This is a genomic window from Burkholderia cenocepacia, assembly GCF_014211915.1.
GTDB lineage: Bacteria > Pseudomonadota > Gammaproteobacteria > Burkholderiales > Burkholderiaceae > Burkholderia > Burkholderia orbicola.
The window spans coordinates 2536904-2555215 of the sequence record NZ_CP060040.1 but is presented as its reverse complement, the minus strand read 5'-3'; the positions used below and the strand labels follow the sequence as shown (position 1 = coordinate 2555215).

The 18312-nt window shown below is 60.9% G+C and carries 15 protein-coding genes; 5 read left to right on the top strand and 10 right to left on the bottom strand.

What is annotated here, in order from left to right; all coding sequences use genetic code 11:
• The first annotated feature begins 201 nt into the window (after positions 1-201).
• Positions 202-3531, top strand: a complete 3330-nt coding sequence (locus SY91_RS27815) for a GLUG motif-containing protein (RefSeq protein WP_185921244.1) — start codon at positions 202-204, stop codon at positions 3529-3531.
• A gap of 268 nt (positions 3532-3799) precedes the next feature.
• Here SY91_RS27815 and SY91_RS27810 read toward each other — a convergent pair whose 3' ends face one another.
• The 10 genes from SY91_RS27810 to SY91_RS27765 form a co-directional block, all read right to left on the bottom strand.
• Positions 3800-4468, bottom strand: coding sequence for a hypothetical protein (locus tag SY91_RS27810; RefSeq protein WP_043887984.1), 669 nt, complete (start codon positions 4466-4468; stop codon positions 3800-3802).
• A 512-nt stretch (positions 4469-4980) separates the two neighbouring features.
• Complete coding sequence (locus SY91_RS27805; protein WP_023476972.1) at positions 4981-5295, bottom strand: hypothetical protein; 315 nt, start codon at positions 5293-5295, stop codon at positions 4981-4983.
• An 8-nt stretch (positions 5296-5303) separates the two neighbouring features.
• Positions 5304-6302: a hypothetical protein gene (locus SY91_RS27800; protein ID WP_185921243.1), complete on the bottom strand. Its 999-nt coding sequence runs from the start codon at positions 6300-6302 to the stop codon at positions 5304-5306.
• Positions 6303-6377: 75 nt separating this feature from the next.
• Complete coding sequence (locus tag SY91_RS27795; RefSeq protein ID WP_185921242.1) at positions 6378-6596, bottom strand: hypothetical protein; 219 nt, start codon at positions 6594-6596, stop codon at positions 6378-6380.
• A 23-nt stretch (positions 6597-6619) separates the two neighbouring features.
• On the bottom strand, positions 6620-7168 hold the full coding sequence (locus SY91_RS27790; RefSeq protein WP_023476974.1) for a hypothetical protein: 549 nt from the start codon (positions 7166-7168) through the stop codon (positions 6620-6622).
• Between the two features lie 8 nt (positions 7169-7176).
• Positions 7177-8157 carry a hypothetical protein gene (locus SY91_RS27785; protein ID WP_124592500.1) on the bottom strand — a complete coding sequence of 327 codons (981 nt, stop codon included), beginning with the start codon at positions 8155-8157 and terminating at the stop codon, positions 7177-7179.
• A 139-nt stretch (positions 8158-8296) separates the two neighbouring features.
• Positions 8297-8776, bottom strand: coding sequence for a hypothetical protein (locus SY91_RS27780; RefSeq protein ID WP_124478451.1), 480 nt, complete (start codon positions 8774-8776; stop codon positions 8297-8299).
• Positions 8767-9453 (bottom strand): hypothetical protein, encoded by a 687-nt coding sequence (locus SY91_RS27775; RefSeq protein WP_023476976.1) that lies wholly within the window; start codon positions 9451-9453, stop codon positions 8767-8769. Before SY91_RS27775 ends, SY91_RS27780 begins: the two co-directional genes overlap by 10 nt.
• Positions 9450-11618 carry a TcfC E-set like domain-containing protein gene (locus SY91_RS27770; RefSeq protein WP_043887988.1) on the bottom strand — a complete coding sequence of 723 codons (2169 nt, stop codon included), beginning with the start codon at positions 11616-11618 and terminating at the stop codon, positions 9450-9452. Before SY91_RS27770 ends, SY91_RS27775 begins: the two co-directional genes overlap by 4 nt.
• A gap of 228 nt (positions 11619-11846) precedes the next feature.
• Entirely contained in the window at positions 11847-12389 is a 543-nt protein-coding gene (locus tag SY91_RS27765) for a hypothetical protein (RefSeq protein ID WP_043887990.1), read from the bottom strand.
• A 528-nt stretch (positions 12390-12917) separates the two neighbouring features.
• On the opposite strand from SY91_RS27765, the gene SY91_RS27760 reads away from it, so the two are divergent.
• From SY91_RS27760 to SY91_RS27745, 4 genes are all read left to right on the top strand, one after another.
• Entirely contained in the window at positions 12918-13514 is a 597-nt protein-coding gene (locus SY91_RS27760; RefSeq protein ID WP_023476979.1) for a fimbrial protein, read from the top strand.
• Between the two features lie 110 nt (positions 13515-13624).
• On the top strand, positions 13625-14368 hold the full coding sequence (locus tag SY91_RS27755; RefSeq protein WP_043887994.1) for a molecular chaperone: 744 nt from the start codon (positions 13625-13627) through the stop codon (positions 14366-14368).
• Between the two features lie 195 nt (positions 14369-14563).
• Positions 14564-17197, top strand: coding sequence for a fimbria/pilus outer membrane usher protein (locus tag SY91_RS27750; protein WP_023476981.1), 2634 nt, complete (start codon positions 14564-14566; stop codon positions 17195-17197).
• Between the two features lie 198 nt (positions 17198-17395).
• On the top strand, positions 17396-18304 hold the full coding sequence (locus tag SY91_RS27745; RefSeq protein ID WP_260632460.1) for a fimbrial protein: 909 nt from the start codon (positions 17396-17398) through the stop codon (positions 18302-18304).
• Positions 18305-18312 lie beyond the last annotated feature (8 nt).

Below are 18312 nucleotides of genomic sequence, written 5' to 3'. Positions count from 1 at the left end.
GGAGGCCACCCGACATTTCCGGGCGGCCGGCGGCGAACAGTCCGATCCGGAAACGGCTCGAGCCGTTTGCCGCATGGATGGCACACGCCATCCGCGATGCGGGGAAAGCGGATCCATTTCGCCTCTCCTTCAATTGCTTGATTAGGTATACCGAGCAACTGAATTTCATCCACCTGTTCTCGTCACGAGGAAACAAGAACCATGAACAAGACCTACGCACTGGTCTGGAACCCGACCCAGCGCTGCTGGAACGCGGTCGGGGAAACCGCGCGCCGCCGCGGCAAATCGAGCGGCGGCAAGCGCGTCGCCGCCGCCGCCGTGTCGCTGCTCGGCCTCGCCGCGCTGCCCGCCTTCGCGCTGCCCACCGGCGAAGCGATCACCGCCGGCAAGGCCGACATCGTCCGCACCGACGACGGCCGCTCGATGAACATCAACCAGCACACCGACAAGCTCGTCACCAACTGGCAGGATTTCAGCATCGGCGGCGGCGAGCGCGTGTCGTTCCGTCAGCCCGGTAGCCAATCGGTCGCGCTCAACCGCGTGATCGGCAACAACGGCAGCCGCATCGACGGCCAGATCGAAGCGAACGGCAAGGTGTTCCTCGTCAACCCGAACGGCGTGATGTTCGGCGCCGGCGCACAGATCAACGTCGGCGGCCTCGTCGCATCGACCCAGAATCTCACCGACGCCGACTTCCTCGCCGGCCGCTATCGCTTCTCGGGCACGTCGGCCGCGTCGATCGTCAACGACGGCACGATCACCGCCGCGGACGGCGGCAGCGTCGCGCTGCTCGGCGCGCGCGTGTCGAACAACGGCGTGATCCACGCGAAGCTCGGCCGCGTCGCACTCGGCGCGGGCAACACGTTCAACGTCAACTTCGACGGCAACGGGCTGCTGAACCTGCAGGTCGAAGGCGGCGCCGTTGATGCGCAGGCGCACAACGGCGGCCTGCTGAAGGCCGACGGCGGCGAGGTGCTGATGACCGCGCGCGCGGCCGGCAACCTGCTCGGCGCGGTCGTCAACAACACCGGCACGATCGAGGCGAAGGGGCTGGCAAGCCGCGGCGGCAGGATCACGCTCGACGGCGGCACCGTCAAGGTCGCCGGCAAGCTCGACGCGAGCGCGGCCGAAGCCGGTGCACCGGCCGGCACGGTCGTGACGCGCGGCGAACGCGTCGACGTCGCACACGATGCGCAGGTCGACACGCGCGCCGGCAACGCGGCCGGCAAATGGACGATCGAGGCGGCGAACGCGGGCGTGAACGGCACGGACGCCGCTGGTCGCTCGATCGACGCCGACACGCTGTCGCGCAACCTCGGCACGACGAACGTCGAACTCGTGAACACGCAGGGCGACCTGACGGTTGGCGGCCCCGTATCGTGGACGAGCGACAACGCGCTGACGCTGACCGCGCGCAAGGGCAACGTCGATCTGCAGAAGACGCTGCAGGCAACCGGCGCGAACGCGAATCTCGTCGTCAATGCAGCGGAAAAAATCCGCGTGAACGACGCCGTCAAGCTCACCGGCGACAACGCCCACCTCGAACTGAATTCGGCGAAGGGCCATACGCTCACGAACGACAAGGCGGTCGTCACGCTGTCGGGCAAGCACGCGTCGTACCGCTCGAACGGCGAGGACTACACGGTGCTGCACACCGTTGACGACCTGCGCAACGTCGATGCGAACCTGAACGGCCGCTACGTGCTCGGCAACGCGCTCGACGGCAACGGCGCGAACTTCCGCAGCATCGGCGGCGATCATTCGTTTACCGGCGTATTCGACGGCCTCGGCAACACCGTGAGCCGATTGAAGGTAACGAACCCCGGCAAGGCGGTTGTCGGCCTGTTCGGCGTCAACGCGGGCCGCATCGCGAACCTCGCGCTGCAGAGCATCACGGCGACCGGATCGACGCAATACGGCTCGCCGGTCTCCGTCGGCGCGCTGGCCGGCTATAACTTCGGCACCATTTCCAACGTGAAGGCGAGCGACGTCGTCGTCACGGCCAAGGGTTACGGCGCCTCCGCCGGCGGCCTCGTCGGCTCGAACCTGAGCGGCACGATCGACGGCGCGAGCGTGTCCGGGCGCGTCGACGGCGATCATGAGACGGCCTATCTCGGCGGCCTGGTCGGCGAAAACGTCACGCTTCATGGCGGCGCTGCCGCCCGGATCAGCAACAGCCATGCGAACGTCCGCGTGACGGCGGCACGCGATGCCGCCACCGGCGGCCTCGTCGGCTACAACGCGGGCGTCATCGCGGATTCGTCGAGCGCCGGCAGCGTCGTCGCGACGGGCAACGCCGCGATGATCGGCGGCCTCGTCGGCGTCAACGAACGCGGCGCGACCATCGAGCGTTCGTCGTCGTCGGCAATCGTGACGGCGGGCGCCAATGCCGTGGCCGGCGGCCTGGTCGGCGCGAACGACGGCATGATCGACGCGTCGCGTGCGACCGGCGCGGTGACGGTTGGCGACGCCGGCATCGCAGGCGGCCTCGTCGGAAAGAACAACGGCGACATCCTTGCCTCCATGGCCGACGGCGACGTCAAGGCCGGCGCATCCAGCAACGTCGGCGGCCTCGTCGGCGCGAACGACGGCCAGATTCAGGACTCGCGAGCGAACGGTGCCGTGATGGCGGCCGCATCGAGCCGCGCGGGCGGTCTCGTCGGCGTCAACGGCGCGCAAGCGGATATCCGCGGATCGGTCGCGCACGGCAACGTGACGGTGGACGGCATCGGCACGCTCGGCGGGCTCGTCGGGCTGAACGAAGGCCTTGTCGAGACGTCGGACGCGCACGGCACGGTGACCGCCAGCGATGACAGCACGGCCGGCGGGCTGGTCGGCGTCAACAACGGCAGCATCGACGCAGCGCGTGCGTTCGGCAACGTGCGGGCAGGCAAGTCGAGCAAGGCAGGCGGGCTGGCCGGCGTCAACGCGGGCTACATCAACGCGTCCGAAGCCGCCGGCAAGGTCGCCGCCGGGCTCGCGAGCATGGCCGGCGGGCTCGTCGGCGTCAACACGGGCATCATCGCGCAATCGAAGGCAAGCGGCGCGGTTTCGGCAGGCGTCGGCAGCCAGCTCGGCGGACTCGTCGGCCTGAACGAGCGCGGCAGCATTCTGCACTCGTCTGCGTCGGGCGACGTCGACGGCGACATGCTCAGCGATATCGGCGGGCTCGTCGGTCGCCATGCTTCGGGCCTGATCGAATCGTCCCGGGCCACCGGGTCGGTCAAGGGCACCGGCACGAGTAACGTGGGCGGGCTTGTCGGCAACAACAGCGGCACCGTCAACGCGTCTTCGTCGAGCGGCAATGTGTCCGGCAGCGGCACCACGAGGCTCGGCGGACTGATCGGCAGCAACTACGGCTGGGTGAACCAGTCGACGACCAGCAGCCGCGTCGCATTCACCGATGGCTCCGGCAATTTCCGCGGGGCGCTTGCCGGCCTCAACTTCGGCTCGCTGAACGGCAATACCGCGACCGGCGCGGCAACCAGCGTCCGGCTCGTCGGGATCAACTTCGGCCGGCTGAAGGACTAAGCGGCGAAGTGCGTGGGAACCGGCGGCGCGTGTTGGTGACGCCGCCGGTTTTCGTGATGTGTCGATGAATGCTTTTTCGCATCGATGCCCGACGGACGGTCGGTCATGGCCGCGCGTCGGGTCTTCGTGACATCGCAACAACGATGTCGAACGATCGGGGGCGGACAGGTATCCAAAGCGTCCGGCGTATCGCTCGACACGGCAAGGTGTGTGGCTCAGGTCATGCGTTCACGCATGCAGCAATCGGAAGGCACTCCGCGCAACGGCCTTATTGACCCGTCGCCCCGTTGCACGGCGGATGATCGGGAATCTCGACGACATGCCCTTTCACAGGCAACGGCACACCGGGATACACGTTGAAGCCGTCCAGATCGCGACCGTCTACCTTGACGCCCTTCACGTGATAACGCACGTTGCCGGTGGCCTGCAGACGCGCGCCGTCCGCACCGCATGTGACGGAGAGCGCTTCGCGCGGCTTCGCCGGCAATTGACGCACCAGCCCGCTGAAGGCCAGATTGACGACCACGCTGGCGGCCGTCTTCTTCTGTCCGGTACCGAGCATCTTGACCACCGGCTTGACGTCGAGCCGATATACCGTCTCCATCTCGACCGCGCGCAACGGCTTGAGCGTCAGGATCTTCGTTTGACCCGGTGCAAGGGTCATGCGAAACGGGAATGCGTAGAGAGACGGTTGTGTCGCGTCGCCGATCGGCTCGAGGCGCTCATCCTCCAGCGGCACGCCGGGATTGAGCAGGCGCGACAGCGAAATGCTCACGTATTCGGGCCGGTCGCCATTGTTGACGACCCGCACGGTCGTCGCCTCCGCGTCGACCGTCACTTCCTTCGGAAGCAGATCGATCGCAGCGAAGGATGGCGCCGGGATGGCCATGCATGCGGCAAGGCAAACAATGGGGAATGTGGACGTAAGTTGCTTCATGTCTATGTGTCAGTCTTCGAACGTGTAGATGAGACGAACGACGCTTCAAACGTCATGCGAGTGTACGGTGCGGGAGGCCGCGCCGGTTCGGCGCGCGGCGCAGATGCTCTGTGTCGAAGTCGCGGCAACCCGCGCGGCACCGGCGAAACCGGAACAGTCGATTCGGACACGCACGCAGCGACTTGCCGACGATCTTGCCTTCGAAGTTCACGCCCGCCGCCTGCAAGCGCGTCGAGGGCGGAAAGCCTGTCTGCCGCGCATCGGGCTGCATGGCCATGACTAGCTTGCGACGGTGAACTTCAGGACGTTAGGACAATTCCACGCTACCGTGCTTGTGTACACCGACGACATGAATATTAGAGCGGCCTGCACCCGGCCACTGCTGCCGGGCGACGCCGCCTCACTGCTGCTATCTGACAACGTCGGCCTGTTGCCTCAGCATGGCATGGAGCCGTACGAAACGGCTTGAGTCGAATGTGCTCGACCGTGCGATGGAAGACGGGAGTACCGCGTCAAGGCACCTTGTCCAACGGTTCGAATGTCATCGACAGCACGCCGCTGTAAGTACCGGCGGTGCTCCTGAAATCGCCATCCGGTGGATAAACAGCGATCGACAGATTGTAGAAACCTTCCCAGTCCTGCTGCATTTCCAGGCCACGCTCGAACCAGCCGCCCTTGTCGTCGGTCACGGTCAGCACGTCACGCTTCGTCACATGCGCAGTGATCTTGCTCTGCGTCTTGCAGGAGAGATTTACGGTCTGTGATAACGCAATGGTCGGCATGAACAGCAGCGCGATCAGCCCGCTACAGATTGTGGACGTTTTCACTGGATCTCCTACGATTTGTTGACGACAGTGAACGTCAGGACATCACTGTAATCCCCTCCTTTCACACTCGAGCCGACCGAAGCCTTGAAGGTCGGCATAAAACAGGTCTTACCCGAACTGTCGAGCGATAGCGCTGCATTGCTCATGTTCGGCAGCGATACGGTTGAGGAGCCGCTATCCAGGGTCACGCTGTACGGCACGAGCTGCGACGCATCATTCAGGTTCCTGAGCCGGTACGTGTTACTGGCGATACCATTAACGTTGCTTGCATTGATGATGAACGATTTTCCGCTGACCGCTGTGCCGGTATAAGTGAAGCAAAGCTGCTCAGCCGCATTGGAGAATTTCTTGATATTTTCGCCCTGCTCCAATTCACCCAAGTTCCAGTCAGGCGCATTGACGGCGATCGAAATGGGCGGCGGCGGCGGCGGCACCGTCTCATTTTTAAAAACTTTGCAAGCACCAGCTTGGCCAATATTTTCTTCCGTTATATAAACCAAGTCAGCGCGTGACAGAGCGCCGTTGGAGAAATAATACCGCCCCATTTGCACCCCAATAGCAGGCCACTCTCGAATCTCATTCTTACTCACAACTACCTGATAGTCTACCGCTTCACTATATTGAGATATTGCCCATGCGTTACCATCCGAACGCTCAGTATAAAACACCGTCCGATAACCAATATCATGGACCTTTCCGCGATATCCATATTTTGTTTCTATTGCCGTAGTCGACGCACCATTAACAGCTCCAGGCTTACCGTCTTTGTTATATCGATACACCACAAGCGCCTTTGAGCCGTCAACATCCTCATCAACAAAAGGAGTTGGATAAAGATACGCCCTGAAATTGAGTGTGATACTATTCTCGCCTGGCGTCCATATACACTGAGTTACATTTCTAACCTCCCAAGCAAACGACGAATTCGAATAAGCGGCAATCGAAATTGAAATTGCCAACTTAATAAAATTCCCAACAAAGCAACTTGACAAGTACTTTAGCATCATCCCCACACACCGACCAATTGCTGATCAACAGCGTCAGAACGCGTACTCTCCCGAGAGCGAATACATCGTGCAATGTCATTGCTCGATGACGATATGTTCCCGCAGACGAAAGGTCACGCGCCACACTTGTGACTGCATCGACACGTCCAGTTCCTTCAACACCATCCTGTATTTTTGCCCCGGCGCCAGCGTGAGCCGCCCAGGCAGAACCAACAGCCCCGGATGGTCCACCACCTCTACAGGCACCAGTCGCTCCGGTATTTCGCCAAGGCTCGCCAACAGCGGCTGCGTCACGAATGGAAGATGGGAGTACCGCATCATGGCGCCTTGACCACCGGTTCGAATGTCATCGACAGCACGCCGCTGTAAGTACCGGCGGTGCTCCTGAAATCGCCATCCGGTGGATAGGCAGCGATCGACAGATTGTAGAAACCTTCCGAGTCCTTGCCGGCGACAGGCGGCGCGGGATTCTGGAATTGCGTGTTCTTGCCGACCGACAGCGTCTTCGGGTCGCCGCCTTCATTGCCGAGGCTGACCTTCGGCGACCTGAACACCTGGGTCGGCTTGGCCTGGTTGCGGATCGTCAGCGGTTCGTCCATGCGGACCTGGAACTTGCCGCTCGTCGATATGACTTTCAAACGAGCCTGTACTTCATACGGAGTGGTCCAGTCGCCGACCTGCTGCATTTCCAGGCCACGCTCGAACCAGCCGCCCTTGTCGTCGGTCACGGTCAGCACGTCGCGCTTCGTCACATGCGCAGTAACCTTGCTCTGCGTTTTGCCGGAGAGGTTCACGGTCTGTGACAACGCAATGGCCGGCATGCACAGCAGCGCGATCAGCCCGCTACAGATTGTGGACGTTTTCACTGGATCTCCTACGATTTGGTGACGACAGTGAACGTCAGGACATCACTGTAATTCCCTTCCTTCACACTCGATCCGACCGAAGCCTTGAATGTCGGCACGAAGCAAGTCTTGCCCGAACTGTCGAGCGATAGCGCTGCATTGCTCATGTTCGGCAGCGATACGGTTGATGAGCCGCTATCCAGGGTCACACTGTATGGCACGAGCTGCGACGAGTCATTCAGATTCCTGAGCCGGTACGTGTTACTGGCGATACCATTAACGTTGCTTGCATTGATGATGAACGATTTTTCGCTGACTGCCGTGCCAGTGTAAGTAAAGCAAAGCTGCTCTTTCACACTGGAGAATTTCTTGATATTTTCGCCTTGATATAACTCACCCAGATTCCAGTCCGGCGCATTGACGTTAAGCGAAATGGGCGGCGGCGGCGGCTTCACCGTTTGATCCTTAAATAACGTGCAACTACCAACTCCACCAATATTTTCTTCAGTTATGTAAACCACTTCACGAGTCGAAAGGGGGTAGTTGTCCTTGAAATAAATGCGCCCTATTTGCACACCAATCGCAGGCCAATCCTTAATTTCTTTCTTATTCACAACCACCCGATAATCAATTACCTGATTCAGATCAGATATTTTCCAAAAATTGGAGCCATTCGGCCCAGTATAAAATATCGTCCGATAATCCCTGAAATGATTTTCTCCGGGGTATGGACCACTTTTTTCTACTGCCGTAGTCGTTTCCCCATCAACCGCATCAAGAGTACCGCTTTTGGTATATCGATATATCACCAATGCCTTTGAGCCATCAATATCCTCATGAGTAGACGTATTCCCAACGGACACCGTAAAATCAAGCATAATGGCATCACTGAGTGGCGTCCACGTACAACCGGTTGCATTCCAAACCTTCCAAGCAAACGATGAATTCGAATAAACCGCAATCAAAATCACAGTTATTAACTTAAAAAATTCCCGATAAAAACCTGGCACACACAAGCACTTTAACCTCATTTCCCCTCCATGCCGACCGATCGTCGATCAATGGCATCAGAACGCACACTCTCCATTCGTCAATCCAAATTCAGTCAAATGTCGTTTACGATTGAAAATATATGTTGCAATGCCATCGCTACCTGATACTAGCTCGCTGATAAATCACGACCCCATACCCCACGCTGACAAACAGCGGCGAAGATGCTTTCCCCTCCTGCCCCGCTTCGACGACGATATGTTCCCGCGGACGAAAGGTCACGCGCCACACTTGTGGCTGCATCGACACGTCCAGTTCCTTCAACACCATCTTGTATTTCTGCCCTGGCGCCAGGGTGAGTCGCCCGGGAAGAACCAACAATCCCGGATGATCCACCACCTCTACAGGCACCAGTCGCTCCGGTATTTCGCCCGGGTTCGCCAGCAGCCGCTGCGTCACGTCGAGATACAACGGGGTATCCCCGACGTTTTCAGCCCACAGCTCGGGCACCGGCTTGTCTGGCGCCAACGTCAGTTCAGTGCGCGACAATTTCAAAATGCCCGCCGCCATACTGCTCGTGCAGCAAAACACCGCCAGCACACCGAGCACCCAGCGCCGCATATGCTTCATCACGGACATTCCAGCGTCATCGGCTTGTCGTCGATACGCAGCGACAAGCGCTTGGTCGCGAAATGCTGCGGCGTGCCGGGAAACACGCCGATGGTCTGCGCGGGCGTGGCCTTGTCGACCGTCACGTCGTTGAAGATCTCACGGATATTCCCCGTGTTCTCCAGCGTCACCCCGCCGCGCTCGCAACGATGGGTCCAGCCCGCGCGCTGCTTGCCCGGCGGCGGCATGTGCCGGACCAGTACGCCGTAGCCGATCGCGACCGACATCGGCGCAGTGATCTTGTCTTGCGGCGCATCGTCGACCTTGAACGACCGCACCGGCACGATATACAGCCGGTACAGCGCTTCCTGCTCCGGCTCCGCGAGCGATTTCAGGACGATCGCGCGCGTCTGGCCCGGGCCGAGCGTCACCTTGTCGGGGCTCGCCAGCATGCCGGGGCGCTCGAGGTCGCCCAGTTCGACCTTCTTTTCCGGCGTCATGCCCGGGTTGGTGACCTTCAGCACCGAGACGTTCAGATAGAGCGGCGCGTCCCCCATGTTCTTCACCGTCACCTTCTGCTCGTGCGCGTTGAACAGCTTGGTCGTAGCAGGCAGCACCATCAGTTCGCCCTCCGCATGGGCCGGTTGCGCCGTCGCCATCCACAACCCGCACAGCGCGGGAAGCATGGTTCGCCATTTGATGTTCATTTCGTTGCCTCTCCTGTATTCGCGTCCGCCGCCACTTCGCAGCGGAAATAGCTGCCCTTTGCGTCCTTCAGGTCGCAGCTGTACCGGCGGTCGTCCTGCTCGACGGTGATCCGCCGCAGCATCTTCTTGGTGACGACCGAGAACAGCCCGTTTCGATGGACCGTATCGCCGGTTTCGGCCACCTTCCCGCTCACGGGCTTGCCATCGGCATCCGTCAGGAAACCGCTGTAAATCATGTTGATATCGACCCGCGCCTTCGCCGAATACACCTGCCCTGGATGCGCACGGACGATGTTGGCCGGCACCTCGATGTTCATGTCGAGATCCTGGCTGCTGCTCAGCACACGTGCGAACGGCACATCGCTGTATGCGTTGAGCGGCACCGCATAGGTGCTGTTGCCGGCCACCGGGTTGCCTTCCACGTTGAAGCCGTACTTCATGCCGTCGATATTCGGCGTCTTCAGCAGCATCGCGCTGCCGCTCGAGCTGTAGCGCCCGAACGCGACGCCGTCCTTGTTCGCCGCGACCATGCCGCGGTAGTTGAAGTCCACGTTGCTGCCCACGCTGCTATGGCCGAGGTTCAGCGACGCGTCGCCGCGCGTGCCGGACCGGCTGCCATAAACATTGACGCTGTATTCGTTGCCAACGCGATTGGCGTTCAGCCCGATGGTCGACGTGCCGAAGTTATCCTGGAAATCCTTGCGGACATCGCCACTCAATTGCGTCTGCCCGCCTGAATGCGCGGCACTGAAGCTTGCCTGCACCTTGTCCAGCATCATGGTCATGTTGAAGTACACGCCATACCCGCGGCTGCCGCTCTGGAAGCCGCCCTTCTGCACACCCAGCGCGAAGGTCGACCACAGACCGTTCGGCCGATAGTTCCAGCGCACTTCCGCCTGATGTGACGCGCCGAAATTCGACTGCTGGTAGTTGTAGCCGAACGTCGCGCCGCGAATGTTGCGGCTGTAGCTCGCGGACGTGCTCGGCTGCCCCTGATAGAAACGCGACACGTCGGTGTTCTGGTAACGGCTCACCGTCAGGCTGCCGAGCGCTTCGCTCGCCATCGAGAGGTTCACGTAACCGCCGGCGCCACGTTCGCCGCTCAGCACCCCGAGCGTGGGCGTGACCTCGATGCCGGCGATTTGCGTCGGGCGTGTCACGTTGACTTCGGCCGCCCATTTGCCGTTGTGCCCGGCGAGCATCGACGCGTTCAGATAGAACTGTTTCAGGTTCCGGCTCAGCCCGGCCTCGACCAGAAACCCGCCTTCGCCCATGTCCTTGCCGGCCGTCACGTGCCACGAATTGCCGCCACCCGTCGCCCCGAAATTGAGGTTGTTGATTTCGCGGTTTTCGCGGGTAATCACGTTGCCGTTGCGGTCGACGAGGCGCACTTCCATCGAGTAGTAGCCGCCCGGCAGATCGGCGAAGTTGATTTCGTTACGGCCGATCGCCGCCGGCCGCTTCATGATCAGCCGGCCGTTGCGGTAAAACTCGTAATTCCCTTCGGCGGTCGCATACAGAATCAGCGAACCCGCATTGTTGTTGACCTGCAAATGCGTCTGGCTGCCGATCGTGACGAACTGATCGAAACTCGGCGAAAGCAGCGTGCCGACCGTGCCCGACGCATAGTCGATGTTGTTCTGCTTGCCCGCCCGCACGTACGTGCTGGAGAAGTTCTTCTGCAGGTAATACGACGATACGCCGCGCGTACTGCTGCTGTTGTTGCGCGACTCGGTCTGGTTCGCATACCAGCTCACGTAGCCGAAGCTCTGCGACGGGAGACCGACCCAGGTATTGCCGTTGACGTTCGCCGCCCGATAGCCGTCGGACGCGGCGCGCAGGTCCAGCGACTGATTGTTGACGATGCCCAGGTTCGTCGGCGGCGCGACATAGTCGTCGCGCGTATCGCGGATCGAAATCGATCGCTTCATCTTGTCGACGGTAACGTAGTAACCGCCGATCTCGAGGTCGCAACCTTTGCTGCAACGCTTGTAGTCCAGTTGCGAAACGACGCTCTTTAAAGTGCCGATATCCTCCGGCGAAATGCCGTTTTCTTCATATTTGCTCGCGTCGAACGTCAGGGCGCCATCCGCCTGAGAATAGCTGATGAAACCCGGGAGCGTCCGCCCATTGAACGTCGCCACGTAATTCGCGGTGTCGTCCATCTCGGCCGCACTGAACCCTTCCGGAACGCCGTACGATACCTTAAGTTCTGCGAACGAGTTCGACGAAACAAAAAGAAGTACACCCAGCCACAGCTTGTTGAATCGGAAAGGAACTTGATCGGCGAACACGCTGTTATCTATGGAGGATTTTGAGGGATCGGCATGCGATGGCTTCTTGGCACTGCTCAGGAAAGGAAGCCCGCCGACGCGGGCTTCCCGTCAACCTGCTTACTTGGTGGTCGGTTCCGGTGCAGCAGCCGCGACCGGCTCGAACAGCATGACGAGATCGCCGCTGTAGCTGCCGTTGGTGCTCACGGCGCCGACTTGCGTGGGCGATTCCACGTTGATCTTCAGGTTGTGGATTTCGTCGTAGCCGCCGTTGCCCGCGGTGGTTTGCGTGATCTTCTGGACCGCGCCGAACTTGACTTCCGATTCACCGGCCTGGCTGGTCAGCGCGACCTTCGCGTTCTTCATTTCGTAGTGGCCGCTCGACAGCTTCAGCGGCTGCGCCAGCGAAATGTTGAAGTCGGGATTCTTCGTCCACACACGAACCGGCAGCGTCTTCGAGAACTTCGTCTGCGTGTAGTCGTTGGCTTCGAGTTCTTCCGTGCCGTACCAGGTCGAGCCGTCCGGCTTCGACACGAAGATGCCGTCGTTGATCTGTGCCGTCAGCGTGATTTTCTTCGACGTCGTGTCGGCCTGCGCCGTGTGTGCGATACCGAACAGTGCGCCGGTGATGCTCATAGCCAGAACGAGTTTGCTGAGTTTCATCGAATGATCTCTATTCAAAAAATAACGTTGCGATAATGAATGCCTGATTTAAATGAGCATTCTCCGCGTGGAAGATCAATTCCACTGGCGTTATTTTCGATGAGTCACGCCCGGCACGGAATAGGACGAATTCTATAATCCAGCCCCCGAATCATAGTACAAGCATGAATTTGTGTTTTATACGTATTTATATCGTTGATTGTTAGATCGATTTTACAAATTTCGCGACCTCCCGATCGCCGCCGGGGCCCCGACTGACCATCTTGCGCGAGACCAGGTTCCGGGATTCCGATCTCGTCGTGCCAATTGACAATCACCGTAACAATTCGGACGGCAACCGTTCTCTTCCCTATGGAAGAAAATTCAAATTAGTACTTGTACCAAAGGAAAAGCAGACCAATTAAGACATGTCCAATTTCCACCGATCGATGAAGCCCAGACAATAGACACCGAATCGCGCCACATCATTTAAATACACCCAATAAGTGATGCACGCACGCTTCACAACGTCAACCATCGATTGAGAGCATGACAATGAAACTTGCAACCAGCACCAAACTCATCTCGACGCTTCTGGCAGTGGCAGGCCTGGGTCTGGCGTCCGCCGCCCACGCGGCAGACGGCACGATCACATTCACCGGCAACGTCACCGCGTCGACCTGCAAGATCGACGGCACCGCAGCCGGCGCGACTTCGAACAAGTCGGTCGCCATGCCGACGGTCAGCTCGGGCTCGCTGAACGCGGCAGGCTCGGTCGCCGGCCGCACCGCATTCGGCTTCAAGCTGACGGGCTGCGCGGTGGATACCGCCGAATCGAAGGGTAACCCGACGAAGATCCAGGTCTCGTTCGAAAACGCGACGAACGTGACGGCCGACGGCAAGCTGTCGCTCGACAAGGGCTCGACCGAAGCGCCCGAAGCGAAGAACGTCGTTCTCCAGATCCTCAACGACAAGCAGAGCCCGATCAAGGTCGGCGCAAACGCAAGCGACCAGAACTCGCAGGTCGTGTCGATCGGCACGGACGGCACGGCAAACCTGGACTTCTTCGCCGAATATCTGGCGACGGGCGCGGCAACCGGCGGTTCCGCGAACTCGAAGGTCCAGTACTCGCTCGTCTACCAGTAAGCCTCGCGCTCACGCCTGGCCCCGCTTGTACGAGGGGCTCGGGCGGCGTGCGTCGCACGCCGCCCGGCTACCCGCCCGACAACAATTATTAGAAATCCATCCGAGTCGTCATGAACGTCATCACCCAATCGCTCCAAGCCATCGCACTGTCCACTGTACTGATCGCTTCGCAAGCTTGCGCGAGCGTCGTGATCTCGGGAACCCGAATCATCTTTCCGGGCAACGACCGCGAAGTCACCGTCAAGCTCACGAACGACGGCCCGACGCCGGCGCTGGTCCAGACCTGGATCGACAAGGGCGATGCGAACGCTTCTCCCGACAATATCGACGTGCCATTCACGCTGACGCCTGCAATGTTCCGCATGGAACCGCACAAGGGACAAACCTTGCGGATGGTGTACACGAACGAGCCGCTTCCCGCAGACAAGGAGTCGCTGTTCTGGCTCAACGTACTCGAAATCCCGCCGAAGGCCTCGGAGAGTGCCGATAGCAATCGGCTTCAGGTCGCGTTCCGCACGCGCATCAAGATCATGTTCCGGCCGCAGGATCTGCAAGGCAGCGCACAGGGCGCGCCGATGCAGGTCCGCTGGCAGGTCGCACGCGGCACGGAAGGTCATTACGTACTCAAGGCGACCAACCCTACGCCCTACGTCGTCAACATCGGCAGCGCCCAGCTTCATTCGGACGGGCACAAATACGACGCCGGCGCGGGCTTCGTGCTGCCGGGCACCACACAGGAATTCCCGATCGCGGATCTCAAGGCTCCGCCCGCGGCGAACGCGAAGGTCCAGTTCGGCAGCATCAACGACTGGGGCGCATCGACCAATAACGAAGTGCCTGTGTCGACGCAGTAACGCCGCGCAGCGCGCGGTGCCGGCACGCCCTTCCGGCCAATAACAGAACGCCCCGCCGGGCTCGCGCGAATCGCGCCTGCGTACCGCCCGGCCGCCAGGTTTCGACATCACCCGAATCGCCGACCGCCCCACCGGGTAGTCCGGCCCAGTGCACTGCTTCCGATCTTAACCCGATATCAATAGGAGTCCTGTGGAATGAATTCGTCGATCCGACATGATCGCCCGGATGCGACCGACACGCCACGGCTCAAGCCGATATACGCGCTGGTGCTGTCGAGCCTGGCCGCGTGGCCGATCGCCGGCCGTGCGGACACCGATAACCCGGTGCCCGCCGGTCCCGAGACGATGCAGACCGCACAGGTCGACCTCGCGCAGACGCAATTCGCGCAGGCCCGGTTCGATCCGGGCTTCCTGAACAACGGCAACGGCCAGACGGTCGACCTCAAGCGTTTCGAGCGCGGCAACCTCACGACGCCAGGCACGTACGGTGTCGATCTCGTCGTCGGGGAAGAATGGGTTGGACGATTCGACATCGAATTCAAGGCCACGCCCGGCACGCCGGACGCGCAGCCATGCTTCGACGAGAAAATGCTGCGCCGTATCGGCGTCGATTTCACGAAGCTTCCCTCGGAAACCGTCAGGGCAGTCACGATCGACGGAGAATGCCGGCGTATCGGCCAGCTCGTTCCCGAGGCCAGCGCGTCGTTCGACTTCAGCGAACAGCGCCTGACGCTCAGCATTCCGCAGGCGTCGCTCGTGCACCGCGCGCGCGGGTACGTCAGCCCGGATCAGTGGGATGCCGGCGTGCCCGTCGGCATGCTCGACTACAACCTGAACGTCTACAGCTCGAAGACCAAGGGCAGCAGCGCGGATACGCAGGGTTATCTCGGGCTGAACGGCGGCGTCAACATCGGCAACTGGCATTTCCGCCACAACGGGTCGTACTCGTGGTCCGAGCGCGGCGGCAGCCGCTATCAGAACGTTTCGACTTACATGCAGCGGGATCTGCCGGCGCTGTCGTCGCAACTCGTGCTCGGCGAAACGTTCACGTCCGGCGAGTTGTTCGACTCGACCCAGTTTCGCGGCGTGCGGCTGTCGACCGACGACCGGATGCTACCCGACTCGCTGCGTGGCTATGCGCCGGTCGTGCGCGGCGTGGCGAACAGCAACGCGAAGGTGACGATCCGTCAGAACGGCGTGACGCTGTACGAGACAACAGTCTCGCCGGGTCCGTTCGAAATCAATGACCTGTATCCGACCGGCTATGGCGGCGACCTGCAGGTATCCGTCACGGAAGCGGACGGCTCGGTGCACACGTTCTCGGTACCGTACGCGGCCGTGCCGCTGTCGCTGCGGCCGGGCATCCAGCGCTACAGTTTCGTCGCGGGCGCGCTGCGCAGCCAGCAGAACACCAGCAATCCGCTATTTGCACAGGCGACCTACCAGCGCGGCCTGACGAACCTCATTACCGGCTATGGCGGCGTCACCGTCGCGGCCGGCTATGCGTCCGCGATGCTGGGCGGCGCGTTCAACACGCCACTCGGCGCGCTCGGCGTCGACTTCACGCAGGCGACCACGTCGATCCCCGGCGTGAAGCGCTTCAGCGGCTCGAGTTTGCGGATCAGCTACTCGAAGTCCGTCGCGCCGACCGGCACCGATGTGTCGATCGCCGCGTACCGCTACTCGACGAACGGCTATTTCAATCTCAACGACGCGATGAGCGCGCGCGATGCGGTCCGCACCGGCTATTCGGTGGATACCGTGTGGCGGCAGCGCAATCGCGCGTCGCTGATGGTCAGCCAGCGTCTCGGCGAGAAAGGCGGGCAGTTGAGCCTGACCGCGTCGGCCGCGAATTACTGGAACCGCCCCGGCTCGGACGTCAACTACTCGGTCGGCTACAACAACTCTTTCCGCAACATCTCGTACAGCCTGTCGGCGACGCGCCAGCGCGACTTCGGCGGCGGCATGAGCACGCTGTATTACGCCAGCGTGACGATCCCGCTCGGCAAGTCCAGCCCGGTGACGCTGACGGGCAACGTGTCGCGCGATACGCAAGGCCGCACGCAACTGCAGTCGATGCTGGCGGGCTCGCTCGGCGTCGACAACGACCTGTCGTACAGCATTGCCGCGAATCATACGAACGGCCAGGGCAACGCGAGCACCGACGGCAGCGGCAGCCTCACGTACCGCGCACGCTTCGCCGAGCTCAACCTGAGCGCCGGCGGCAGTTCGACCTACCAGCAGGGTTCGATCGGCATTCGCGGCGCAGCGGTCGCGCATCACGGCGGCATCACGCTGTCGCAACCGCTTTCGGAGACTTTCGGCATCGTCGAGGCGAAGGGCGCGGAAGGCGCGCGCGTCACGAATGCATCGGGCGTGCGGGTCGACAGCCGTGGCTATGCGATCGTGCCGTATCTCACGCCGTACAACATGAACATGGTCGAACTGGACCCGAAGGGCATCTCGATGGACGTCGAACTGAAGGAAACGAGCCAGCAGGTCGCGCCGCGCGCCGGCGCCGTGCCGCTGCTCAAGTTCGACACGGATACCGGGCGCGCCGCCTTGATCCAGGCACGCAAGTCAGACGGCACGCCGCTGCCGTTCGGCGCGGCAGTCACCGACGAAACCGGCAAGAGCCTCGGCGTCGTCGGCCAGGCGAGCAAGATTTTCGTGCGCGGGCTGAAGGACCAGGGCGAATTGACGGTGAAGTGGGGCGACGATGCGCGTTCGGTGTGCCGCATTGCTTACGACCTGCCGGTCAAGACGAGCGTACGTCGATCGCACGGGTTCCAGCAGGTTGGCGGCGTATGCAGGGCAGATGCGATATAGGTCGTGGTCGTTGCTCGTCGCGAAAATCAACCTGAATACCCCTTGTGTTCAGCCATCCACCGAACCGAAATTGGAATCAACAATATGCGACATTACTTACTCAGGCTTACGTTTGTCATCGCCTGCGCCTTATCACTTCACCCCGATTCGGCAATGGCTCGCTGCGAGACGTACACCAATGACGGATCGAGCTATTACGTGACGCATATTTCCGGATTCAATCCGCCCGCGTTCGATCCTGGTGCGTTTGCTGTAGGAAGTGTCATCTACTCCTACAGTGCGTATCCGACTGTCGTCAACAAGAGCAGCTCTTCCCCGTACCCCAGCTTAGTCTCCTGCGATTCTTATACGCGCACTTACGCCATGGGAATCGGAGTGCAGAGCAACGATATTTACCCGACTTCAATTCCCAATATTGGAATCAGAATTATCGAAAACTATTCTTCGGTGAGATTCCCGTATTTGGAGAGTGGTTACTGGACATCGCATCCATGGGTTGCCACCGAACACGAGCTCAGAATTGAGCTGATCAAGATCGGTAACATTACGGCAGGCGGGGTGCTGAGTGGCGCATTCGCGCAATACCGCGCGAACGGCGCCAACGGACAGCTTCTCGTCGAGCACCGATTCGCGTCGCCTGTCGTTGTCCAGCCCAAGGTGCCGACCTGCAAGGTTTCGACACCAGCCGTGGCGGTGCCGATGACCTCGGTACATATGGCACTTTTCAAAAGCGTCGGCACGACGACCACTCCGAACCCGTTCGAGATCGCGCTGGCTTGCTCGGGCGGTGTCGCGGGAACGTCGACCAACGCTTACGTGACGCTCACCGATACAACGATGCCAGGCAACACCTCGACGACGCTGTCCCTGACCAAGGACTCGAAGGCATCGGGCGTCGGCATCCAGATCCTGAAAAACGGCACGCCGTTGGGCTTCGGGCCCGACTCCGCAGCCGTCGGCAACACCAACCAATGGTATGCGGGCACGATCGCGCAGGGGCAAGCGAACCTGAAAATTCCGCTCAGCGCCCGCTACGTGCAAACCGGGGAGAAAGTCACGCCGGGCAGCGCGAATGCCCGCGCGACATTCACGCTGAGCTATCAGTAGCAAGCCTG

Excerpts from the sequence above, each read along its gene's own strand:
- SY91_RS27760 (WP_023476979.1), top strand. The coding sequence starts at position 12,918 with ATGACAATGAAACTTGCAACCAGCACCAAACTCATCTCGACGCTTCTG.
- SY91_RS27750 (WP_023476981.1), top strand. The coding sequence starts at position 14,564 with ATGAATTCGTCGATCCGACATGATCGCCCGGATGCGACCGACACGCCA.
- SY91_RS27775 (WP_023476976.1), bottom strand. The coding sequence starts at position 9,453 with ATGAACATCAAATGGCGAACCATGCTTCCCGCGCTGTGCGGGTTGTGG.
- SY91_RS27815 (WP_185921244.1), top strand. The coding sequence starts at position 202 with ATGAACAAGACCTACGCACTGGTCTGGAACCCGACCCAGCGCTGCTGG.
- SY91_RS27780 (WP_124478451.1), bottom strand. The coding sequence starts at position 8,776 with ATGTCCGTGATGAAGCATATGCGGCGCTGGGTGCTCGGTGTGCTGGCG.
- SY91_RS27810 (WP_043887984.1), bottom strand. The coding sequence starts at position 4,468 with ATGAAGCAACTTACGTCCACATTCCCCATTGTTTGCCTTGCCGCATGC.
- SY91_RS27765 (WP_043887990.1), bottom strand. The coding sequence starts at position 12,389 with ATGAAACTCAGCAAACTCGTTCTGGCTATGAGCATCACCGGCGCACTG.
- SY91_RS27800 (WP_185921243.1), bottom strand. The coding sequence starts at position 6,302 with ATGATGCTAAAGTACTTGTCAAGTTGCTTTGTTGGGAATTTTATTAAG.
- SY91_RS27770 (WP_043887988.1), bottom strand. The coding sequence starts at position 11,618 with ATGGACGACACCGCGAATTACGTGGCGACGTTCAATGGGCGGACGCTC.
- SY91_RS27755 (WP_043887994.1), top strand. The coding sequence starts at position 13,625 with ATGAACGTCATCACCCAATCGCTCCAAGCCATCGCACTGTCCACTGTA.